Origin of the sequence: Dietzia sp. B44 (assembly GCF_014145245.1) — a bacterium.
GTDB classification, from domain to species: Bacteria; Actinomycetota; Actinomycetes; order Mycobacteriales; family Mycobacteriaceae; genus Dietzia; species Dietzia natronolimnaea.
This window is the reverse complement of sequence record NZ_JAALEF010000458.1, coordinates 1,084-11,354: the sequence shown is the minus strand read 5'-3', so window position 1 is coordinate 11,354 and position 10,271 is coordinate 1,084. Positions and strand designations below refer to the sequence as shown.

At 70.5% G+C, this 10,271-nt stretch carries 7 protein-coding genes; 3 read left to right on the top strand and 4 right to left on the bottom strand.

Annotated features, from left to right (window positions below; all coding sequences use genetic code 11):
- Positions 1–78: 78 nt before the first annotated feature.
- Positions 79–2,286, bottom strand: coding sequence for an MprF family protein (locus G6017_RS14115; protein WP_182617928.1), 2,208 nt, complete (start codon positions 2,284–2,286; stop codon positions 79–81).
- 449 nt (positions 2,287–2,735) lie between these two features.
- On the opposite strand from G6017_RS14115, the gene G6017_RS14110 reads away from it, so the two are divergent.
- Positions 2,736–5,366 carry a LuxR C-terminal-related transcriptional regulator gene (locus G6017_RS14110; protein ID WP_182617926.1) on the top strand — a complete coding sequence of 877 codons (2,631 nt, stop codon included), beginning with the start codon at positions 2,736–2,738 and terminating at the stop codon, positions 5,364–5,366.
- A 484-nt stretch (positions 5,367–5,850) separates the two neighbouring features.
- Here G6017_RS14110 and G6017_RS14105 read toward each other — a convergent pair whose 3' ends face one another.
- The 3 genes from G6017_RS14105 to G6017_RS14095 form a co-directional block, all read right to left on the bottom strand.
- A complete protein-coding gene (locus G6017_RS14105) occupies positions 5,851–6,141 on the bottom strand; it encodes a hypothetical protein (protein ID WP_182617924.1) in 291 nt (96 codons plus the stop codon).
- The gene (locus G6017_RS14100; RefSeq protein ID WP_179523808.1) at positions 6,138–6,353 is read right to left on the bottom strand and encodes a PLDc N-terminal domain-containing protein; all 216 of its coding nucleotides are present in this window, start codon (positions 6,351–6,353) and stop codon (positions 6,138–6,140) included. The genes G6017_RS14105 and G6017_RS14100 overlap by 4 nt, the downstream gene beginning before the upstream one ends.
- A 102-nt stretch (positions 6,354–6,455) precedes the next feature.
- Positions 6,456–7,925 carry a sodium/glutamate symporter gene (locus G6017_RS14095; RefSeq protein ID WP_182617922.1) on the bottom strand — a complete coding sequence of 490 codons (1,470 nt, stop codon included), beginning with the start codon at positions 7,923–7,925 and terminating at the stop codon, positions 6,456–6,458.
- 332 nt (positions 7,926–8,257) lie between these two features.
- Between G6017_RS14095 and G6017_RS14090 the strand changes: the two genes are divergently transcribed.
- Together G6017_RS14090 and G6017_RS14085 are read left to right on the top strand one after the other, a co-directional pair.
- A complete protein-coding gene (locus G6017_RS14090) occupies positions 8,258–8,887 on the top strand; it encodes a potassium channel family protein (RefSeq protein ID WP_347238016.1) in 630 nt (209 codons plus the stop codon).
- Between the two features lie 4 nt (positions 8,888–8,891).
- Positions 8,892–10,271, top strand: a 1,380-nt coding sequence (locus tag G6017_RS14085) for a protein adenylyltransferase SelO (protein WP_182617920.1), incomplete at its 3' end; no start/stop codon positions are given.

Sequence of the window (10,271 nt, the reverse complement as noted above, 5' to 3'; positions counted from 1 at the left end):
GGCGGCGTTCTGGCCGGGCAGGCGCGGGAGCGGATGCCGCAGCTCGGGAGCGGATGCCGCAGCTCGGGGGCGGAGGCCTCAGGCGTCGATGGTCTCCGACTTCCCCGACCGGGCCAGCGCGGCGAGCTGGCGGGTCGTCGCACCCGGCAGGTACGCCCGGCCGATCGCCACCCCGATCCGCGGCAGGTCGGCCTCGTCGCGGAAGCACAGGTACACGGGCTCGATCCGCGGGTTGAACTTGGCTTTGAACTGGTGGAGCGAACGGAACCCGTAGTACGGCTCGAGCGCCTGACCGAGCAGGTCCAGACCCCTGTCGAGGGTGGCCACCTCGTCGTCGTCGCCACTCCGCGCCAACGGGGCACCGGACAACGAGACGAAATCGGCCCCCTCGTCCTTGAACTCGAGCGCGGACCGGGCGATGAGGAACTCGATCATGTTGTTCGCGCCGGGCCCGTTGCGCTTGCGCATCACGTCCAGTGTCCAGCCCCGCACGCCGCCCTCGGCGCCGCCGCGGTAGACGGGTAGCCAGGAGAGCGCGGCCTGGACCACCCCGCCCGAGTCCACGGCCAGGGCGATGCGGACGTCGTCGTCGAGAGCCTCCTCGACCGTGCCGAGGGTGAAGCCCATCTCGGGCAGTTCCTTGTCCCCGACCCACTGCTCGGAGATCTGGCGGACCTGCCCCAGGATCGCGGACGGCTGCTCCCGCAGCAGGCCCGAGACGAAACTCGTGCCGTTCTTCTCCGCCTTGTTCATGGCGCTGCGGATCTTCTGCCACTTCTTCCCGCCGAACGCCAGATCGGGCAGGTCCATGATGGTGTCCTCGGCGATCTGCAGCGCCCGCCAGCCGTGCGCGCGCATGGTGTCGGCGGTCTCGGCCGACACCGAGAACAGGCACGGCACCGCGGCCTGCGCCTCGGCGAAGTCCACGAACTCGGTCAGCAGCCGGGCGCGGTCGGCGGGTGCGGCCACCGGATCCGCCAGCGCGATGACGGTGCCGACGTGCAGGCGGTAGCCCACCACGCCGGCGGCCGGTGCGCCCGTGTCGACGGCGTCCGGTTCCCCGTCGGGGCCCCCACCGGCCTGTGCTCCGGGCCCGAAGAAGTAGTTCATCGGCTGCCACGTGATCATCCACGACATGGTGCTGCCGCCATGCCTGCGGATGAGCGCGCGGACGCGGTCGATCACCTCGTCCGAGTGGACCGAGGAGCCGGTGACCCGTCGCCGGATCCGGACCCCGAACGCGCCCCGGCCGGCGATGAGCAGGACGGCCTCGCCCGTCCACAGCAGGCCCGTGCCCGCGGTGACGGCACCGAGGCTCTCGAAATCCGCGGTCACGACCAGGACGGTGACGACGAGGGTCGCCACCGCCGTGAGGAGCGCGTACACGAGGGCGACGAGCCACGCCACCCGGTAGCCGCGGCGGAGCAGCTCGGCGGTCACCGCGGCGACCAGGACGGACAGGAGCATGCCGGCCAGGTTCACGTCGTCGGCCTCGGTCGGGCCGAGGGGGCCCTCCGCGGGGACGAAGTAGACCACCACGTGCACCGCGGCGAGGAACCACATCCCGGCCGAGACGACAAGCCTGGTCTCGCGCCGCGTGCGGGGCCGCAGTCCCCGCTCGGTGCGGGAGAAGAACCGCTCGCCCACAAGCAGGAACACCGCGAAGGCGATGAGGTGCGTGAGGTCGGACAGGCGCCCGAGGAACAGGAACGACACGATCACATAGCCGTAGAGCAGGGCCCGTGCGCGCAGTCGCCACGGTGACACCAGCGTGGCCGTGGTGGCGGCCAGCACGGCGATCACCGCGGTCGAGCACCCCACGTCGAGCACCACGGACAGCTCGGTGGCCCACTCCCAGCCCACCGCGTCACCGGGGACGAGGACGCCGAACGCCCCCAGCACGCCGATCAGCTGGCCACCGATCGCGACCAGGGCCGTCCGCGCCGACCCCAGTCGCCACTCGCCCACCCCGATCCCCACCGCCACCAGCACGAGGAGCGACACGTGCTGGAGAGGGGTCATCCCGAACCACGGGCCGGCGAACACGGTCCACCAGCGGCCGCCCTCGAGCGCGGGGACGCCGTAGGCCACGCCCTCGAACCACGGGGCGTCAGGGGCGGAACGCCACAGCGTCTCGAACACCACCCCGGTCACGAGCAGTGCCGCCAGCACGATCGCGGTGACCGGGAGTCGGCGGGCGGCGCGTGCGACCGCACCGGTCACGGTGGCGAGCGGGGACGGCTCGCCGGGGTCGTCGGTCTTCTCGGTGATCTGATCGGTGCTCATGGTGCTCCCGTGGGCGGCGCGCGTGCTGGAACCGCCGGGGTCGGAGAGGCGACGCCGGTGGTGGACGGGTCAAGTATGCGCTCGGCCGGGGGCGTAGGTAAGGGAATGCTCAGCTTCGTGACCGGCGCCTCGTCACGGTGTGCTCGGCGCGCGACGCCCGGGCGGTGCGTGCTCCGGCGCCGCCGGCGAGTCCCGCGACCAGCGCGCCCACGAGCAGGCCGCCGACGGCCCACCAGGTGCCCTCGGCGATCTCGTCCGGTGGCCCGGGCCGTCCTCGTGGACGGGGTCGGCCTTCCGGGGAACCCTGTCCATGTCGGGGCGATCGTCCGCAGGGAGCACCACCGCATCATCCGAGCCCCACGGAATGCCTTGACGAACCCCGCCGGACAGGCGAGGGTCGTCTTCGACCGCCGTGTAATGCCGGTTGCGAGAACAGGAGTGGGGGGCTGATGTCGAGCGAGGCCCTTCGCGGCTCCAAGCCCAAACCCGACCCCGGCCCCGGCTTCGCCGCATTCTCCCCGCGTCACCCGGCCTCGGGGGTCCCCCCGCGTGCACGAGTGATGGACATGCTCTCGGGACCTGACCGCCTGGTGGTGGTCCACGGCCCCCGGTTCTCGGGCAAGACCACCCTGCTTGCGCAGTGGCTGTCCGACGGCTCCTCATCCGGTGGATCCACGGTCGGGATCATCGACCCCGCCCCGGACCTCACCGGGGATCGCTACTGGCAGTCGGTCGTGACCTCACTCCGATCGGCGCAGGGCCCCGTCGGCCGCGCGGTCCCGGAGGCCGGGTCGGCCGGTGGTCCCGTCGAGCCGTCGGGTGATCCCTACCAGGAGGTGAGGGACCTGGTCCGATGCTGGCCCGGCCCCCTCACCGTGATTCTCGACGACCTCCACCTCTCCGGTGATCCGGAGGGGCACGTCCGCGATCTCCTCCTGCAGGCGCCACCGGACGGAATCCGTGTCCTCGCCACCACGCGCACCGCGATCCAGTGGCACCGATCGCCCGGAATGCCCGCGGACAGGGTGCTCGTGACCCCGGCGGACCTCATGCTCACGGATACCGAGCTCGCCGCCGCGCTCGAGTTCGCGGGCGTCCGCACTCTGAACCGGATCCCGCTGGGGTCGCTCGCCGCCGAGACCGGACGGCTCGCCGGTCTCGTGGAAGCCGCCCTGACCGCGCTGTCGGGCAACGCCTCGACCCGAGGGGACCCGATCGACCGGATCCGCGCCGGGATCGACCGCGTCCTCCTCCGGGTCCTGGCCGGTGATCCCGCGCTGGCCGGCCGCCGCGAGGAGATCTTCCGGACAGCGGTGGCCACGCCGCTGACGCCGGCGGCTGCCACGGTCGCGATCGACGGGGTCGCCGAGGGGCCGGCCGTGAGGCCGGGCGCGATGGCCGACCGGCTCTCCGCGGTGGAACAGCTCGGCCTCGTCGTCCGGGATACCGAGGAATCCGAGCCCACCTGGGCCTACCCGGATCCGGTCAGGGCATCGATCCTCCGCCTGGCGGCGACCGAGATCCCGGACGATCTCCGCGAGACCCGGCTCGCGCTGGCGAACCACTGGCTCCGGCACGGCGACCCGCACGCCGCGTTCGTCCTCGCGATCGACGCCGAGCACTGGGACCGCGTACGCGAGATCCTGCGCGAGCACTGGAAGACCCTCTACACGACGAACTTCCTGCAGATGGACGGGGATCTCAGGCGCATACCCGCCGACGTACTGGAGAGCGAACCACTGTTCGGCACGTTGCGGAGGATGCACGGTCAGTTCTCCGCACCGAAGGACAGTCCGGCGCCGGCACCCGACATCGCGACGTCCTCCGACCAGTTGGACGAGTCCGACGATGCCGCGCGGCTGATGCGGATGCTCTCGCTGCGCATGGACGGCCGCTTCGAGGCGGCCGCATCGGAGCACAGCCGACTCAGCCGGATACCGGTCCCCGATGTCGAAACGTCGACCCGGGCGGAACGGGACGGCCCCGCGTTCGTCTTCCTCCACCTGGGCCTGACCCTGCTCCTGGTCGGTCGGTTCGACGACGCCACACGGATGTTCCGCCGGGCCCACCGGCTCGGAACCGGCACCTTCATCGAGCGGGACGCGGCCGGCAAGCTCACCTTGACGCACGCCCTCCTGGGGCACCCGGCGGACGCCGGTACCTGGTGGGATGCAGAACGGCAGCACCCGCAACTGCCGCGCGACTCGGAGCTCGTGGTCCGGCCCGCCGGGATGATCGGGGCGGCGCTGTCCCGACTCGACCGCCTGGATACCGAGTCTGCCATCGGTCTGATCACCGACCTGGGAGCCCCGGCGGACCGCGAGGAGCTGTGGGGTCTCGCGCTCTACGTGTACGGCCAGATCGCCCTGAGCACCGGCACCGCCGCCGACGGGCTCAGGTACGTCGAACACCATATGGCGCGGTTCCCGGGGTTGTGTGGACATGGCGCGGTGGTGGGGCCACTACTCGACGCGGTCCGTGCGGACCTCCACCTGGCGCTGGGTGGGTCGGACGCGGCCACCGAGCTGGTCGGTGCCTCGTCCCATCCGCTCACCGCGCCGGCCCGGGCCCGCATCAGGGTGTACGAGGGCGATCACGAGGGGGCGTTGGAGATCGTCAGGCGCCATCACGGGGATCTCCGCGTGACCCAGCGGGACTCCGTCGAGCTGTCCCTGGTCGGCGCCACCGCGTCGCTCGGACTCTCCGCGCGGGAGGAGGCGGTGCGGTACCTGGAGCGCGCCGTCACCACGTCCGCGCTCACCGGACTGGTCCGCCCGTTCACCACGCTGCCCCGCGAGACGATCGCGAAGCTGGCGAGGTTGGGCCCTGAACTCCCGGTGTCCGCCCACCGGACCGGCTCCGACGCCCCCTCGTCGCCGCATACGGCGACCGAGGTCACCGAGCGCGAGCACGCGATCCTCCGAAGTCTCGAGACCGGTGAGTCCATCTCCGCGATCGCCGACCGGCACTTCGTCAGCGTGAACACGGTCAAGTCGCAACTCCGGTCCGTGTACCGCAAGCTCGGCGCCCGGTCCCGGGGCGCAGCGGTCGAGGAGGCCCGGAGGCTCGGTCTGCTCTGAGCGCCCGACCGCGGCCATCCGCGAGAAGCAGGTTGCTCGTTCAACTCCGATTCCGGGCGGGGTCGGGGCGTGGAGAAGCCTTTGCAATCGGCTTCGAGCTGGCGATTCACGTGCCATTTCACCCAGGTGAATTGGCGTGCGCGGCGGCCATATCGCGGCCTAGGTGAACTAGCGTTCACGAGATCGCAGTCGCCGCGACCCTAGGAGAGAAAGTGATCGGTACCCCGCCGAGCGTGATCGTCGACGAGAACGGAGCCAGACCGCCCCGGGTGGTGGACCCGGTGGGGACGCGGCTCGTCCTGCTCTCCGGTCTCTCCGTGTCATGACCGGGCGCGAGTGGGACGACTACGTCGAATGGTCCGGCCTGGACGAAGGGCGACTGGACGAGATCATGCGCGACCGCGGCCGCACCGTCGACCGCGGTTCGGGTGCCGGGCCGGATCCGGTCGCGCGGGCGCGATGGTTCCCCCAGAGGTGCCGGGAGTCAACCGCGGCGGGAGCCCGCCATCGCGGGGCCGGAGAACAACGCGATTCCTAGGACGAATCCGAAGTTGTACCAGTTGCCGTTGTTGCCCACCTCGTAGATGGTCACGGTGTCGGTGAACAGGGAGATGATGAAGGTCACCGGGAGGATGAGCCCGTGCCAGAGCCCCCACCAGAAACCGAGGCCCTCCGGGGAGACGTCGACGTTGGGTCCCGCGGCGCACGCGCCGAGGGTCAGGACGACGACGAGGAGGACACCGGCGGCGAGCCCCGCCCGTCCCCGGGTGGTCATCTCCGCCGCCCCCGCACGAAGTAGAGGGCGGGTCCGATGAAGTTGACCGCGATGATGGCAGCCCACCTGGCCTTGCTTCCACGCACCTGTTCGGCGGGCCGGAACGCCAGATCGGTCCACGCCGTGACCGCCAGCGACACCTGCACGGACATCAGTGTCAGGATCGTGGCCTTCTGACCATCGGACAGCTCGCTCCACGACTTCTTCCGCATGGGTCCTCCTGGGGTCGGTCCGGAAGTGGGGTTTCCTTAATCCTAGGGTCCGACGTGAGGGCGATGGCCGGGTTGCGGCCACGGGGCTGACGAGTCGAGGGCCTATTCGCGCGCGGGTTCCTCGGCGCCGGACTTCTCCTTCTCCCACTCCGCCCGGTCCCTCATCTCCCTGGGCCGGAAGTAGAACATTCCGGAAAGCACGGCCACGAGGAAGACCGCCAGCATCACGAAGAACAGCGGCCACACTCCGGTGAGGAAGATGATCGGCACGGCCATGGCCGTGATGAGTCCACCGCCGAAGAACGGCTCGAAGACCAGCTGCTTGTAGCCGAACGCCTCGAAGGCGGGGCTCTCGGCCTGCGGGTCGACCACGCGCATCAGGATGAGGCCCGTCGCGGTGACGCCCATGGACTGTCCGAAGTCCCCGATGCCGCGCTCGAACCAGTAGCGACCGATGATCCGCGGGGCCAGCAGGAGGAAGACGGCGACGTTGAACACGATCCCCGCGACCGCGAGGATGACGAAGACGCCGATGTTCTCGCCGATGGCCTGCAGGGACAGTGTGGCGATGGCGGCGACGATGAGGAAGTCGAGCGCCCAGCCCTGGATCCGCAGCATGATCTGGGCGTCGATCACGTGGGCGAACCCGGCCTTCGTGGCGACGTACTGCACGATCACGCCGCCGAGGAGGGCGATGGGGAAGAGGGGGACGTAGGCGAAGATCTCCAACGGGGTGTTCTCGTCGAGCATGACCGACGCGTAGGTCGCCTGCTCGATCCAGCGGAGACCCTCCAGGATCGCGAGCCCCACGAGGATCGCCACCGTGACGATCGCGATGTGCAGCGAGAGCGGCTCGACGGAGGACGGGCGGGAGGTCATCTTGCCGGCGGAGTAGTACTCGTCCTCGCGGAAGAGGCCCTTCTGCTCCTCGATGGACATCTTGGCGCTCCCGGTGATGATCTCCGTCTTCCCGGTGCGCACGGCCCAGTTGATCAACGCGATGCCGATCACGATCCCGCCCACGATGCCCACGGTGGCCAGTCCGACGGCGAGGTCGGCGCCCTCGCCGAAGCCCAGCTCGTCGAAGACCGGGCGCATGCCGGCGGCGGTGCCGTGGCCGCCCTCGAACCCGATCTCGATGAGCGCGCCGGTCATCGGCGCGGCCGCCAGGGTCGGCACCAGGATGAGGGCCGCGAGGAGCAGACCCACGACGTACTGCCCGGAGGCGAGGGACACGCCGAGCGAGAGCTGGGGGCCCACCAGCTTCACGGCCCGCTTCGCGGTCGGCAGCTTCTGTCCGAGGAACATGGTGGCGAAGATGACGCTGATGAGGAGCCCCGGCAACGAAGACCACACCTCGACCATCGGCTCGGTGAACAGGCCGTTCTCTCCCCACGGCCCCCCGAACCGGCCCAGCACCTCGGGTCCCAACAGGAGCAGCAGGGCCCCGGCGACGATCGAGCTGGGCAGAAACAGTGACTGGACTATCCCCACCTTGACGCGGATGATCTTCCCGATCAGCAGCGCCAACCCGAGTATGAGTAGCGCGAAGCCCACCGCATTGGCCGTCATGGTGCAACCTCGTTCCGGTCGGTGACGCATGGCGTGGACGTCGACTCGTCGCTCTACATCTGCCGATCGACGGGTCGAGTCCCCGATTGTCGGGAATGTACGCCCTGTTCTCGCCGGAGAGAACCTGATCGGCTGATCGGTAACCGTGCCGTCACTTCGTCCGCCGTGGGCGCCGCGGATCGGTCATCATCGAACGGTGACGGAAAAACGGTGGGCGGAACTGACGGAATGGCCGTTGATCGGGGCAGCCCTGGCCTTCCTGGTCGCCTACGCGGTCTCGGTCCTGGTGAACCCGGTCGGCGCGGGGGGGCATTGTCGCCGAGGTCGTGATCGTGGGGACCTGGGTGCTCTTCGCGGTGGACTTCGTGGTGCGCCTGGTGTTGGCGAAGCAGCGGGGTCGGTGGCTGTTCACGCATTGGTACGAGGTGGTGGTGATCGCGCTGCCGATGCTCCGGCCACTGCGCCTTCTCCGCCTGGTGATGCTGCTGAGCGTCATGCACCGCTCGGCGGGGACGGCCGTGCGCGGCCAGGTGATCGCGTACGCCGCGGGGTCGACGTCGGTCCTGCTCGTCGTGTCCGCTCTGGCGATGTTGGACGCCGAGCGCGGGGCTCCGGGCTCATCGATCGAGACCTACGGGGAGGCGCTGTGGTGGTCGGTGGTCACGGTCACCACCGTCGGGTACGGCGATGTCGCACCGGTGACCCCTACGGGCCGGGTGATCGCGGCGGGTCTGATGCTTGCGGGGATCGCCCTATTGGGTGTCGTCACGGCCACTCTCGCCTCCTGGATCGTGGACCGGGTCAGCGAGGTGGACGAGGCCAACCAGGCGGCCACGCAAGCTCAGGTCAGCCGGCTGTCGGCGGACATCGCGGCATTGCGCGAGGATCTCGGGCGTCTCGGTGCCGTCACGGAGGGCCGGAGCGGGCGGCCGGACCACCCCGCCACGGAGACGTACCGTTGACGGTATGACTTCCCAGGAGCGGTCCGGCGTACGGCTCACCGATGCCTTCGCCCGCGATTTCCCCGATCTCGGGGTGCAATGGAAGGCGGCCGAGGCGCCGACGCCGCGCTTGCTCGCCCTCAACGAGCCGCTGGCCGACGAGCTGGGGATCGACCCGGCCTACCTCCGGGAAGGTGAGGGCCTCCGCCTGCTGACCGGCACCCACGTCCCCGCCGGCTCCACCCCGGTCGCGCAGGCGTACGCGGGACACCAGTTCGGCGGCTACTCCCCGCGACTGGGCGACGGGAGGGCCCTGCTGATGGGGGAGCTCCCGGACGGGCGCGACCTCCACCTCAAGGGCTCCGGCCGTACTCCGTTCGCCCGTGGTGGCGACGGACTGGCGGCAGTCGGGCCGATGCTCCGCGAGTACCTGATCAGCGAGGCCATGCACGCGCTGGGGGTGCCCACCACCCGGGCGCTGGCGGTGGTCGGAACCGGAGTGGCCGTCCACCGCGAGCAGCCGTTGCCGGGCGCCGTGCTCGCCCGTGTCGCGGCCAGCCACCTGCGGGTGGGCACCTTTCAGTTCGCCCGCTCCACCGGGGACGTCGAGTTGGTACGCAGGCTCGCCGATCACGCCATCGCGCGCCACTACCCGCAGGCGGCCGACGCGGAGAACCCGTACCTCGCGCTGTTCACGGCCGTCCTCGACGCCCAGGCCTCCCTGGTGGCGCAGTGGATGCTGCTGGGGTTCATCCACGGGGTGATGAACACGGACAACACCACGATCTCCGGCGAGACCATCGACTACGGTCCGTGTGCGTTCATGGAGCAGTTCGACCCCGCCACGGTGTTCAGCTCGATAGACACCCAGGGCCGTTACGCCTACGGCAACCAGCCGCCCATCCTGCAGTGGAACCTGGCGAGGTTCGCCGAGACCCTGATCCCGTTGGTCGACGACGACGAGAACGCGGCCGTCGAGACGCTGACCGCCTCGTTGGGGACGTTTCCCACCCGCTACCAGGAGGCCTGGACCGAGGGGATGCGCACCAAGCTGGGACTTCCCGCTGCGCTGGGCCGACCGGCCGGGCCGGGCGATCCGGAGGGGTCGGGCGATCCGGAGGGGTCGGGCGAACCCGGGTCGGGCGACGGGGCGGCCGGGTCGGATGCGATCGAGCCGCTGCTGGAGGAACTCTCGCGGCTGCTGACCGCGTCCCGGGCCGACTTCACGTCGTTCTTCCGCGCGCTCATCCCCGCGGCGGCGGGCGACACCTCGCCGGTACGCGAGCTGGTGGGGGAGCTTGCCGACGGGTGGCTGGCGAGGTGGCGTGCACTGGATCCCTCGGTCGAGATGATGGCGACCGCCAATCCCGTGTACATCCCGCGCAACCACCTGGTGGAGGAGGCG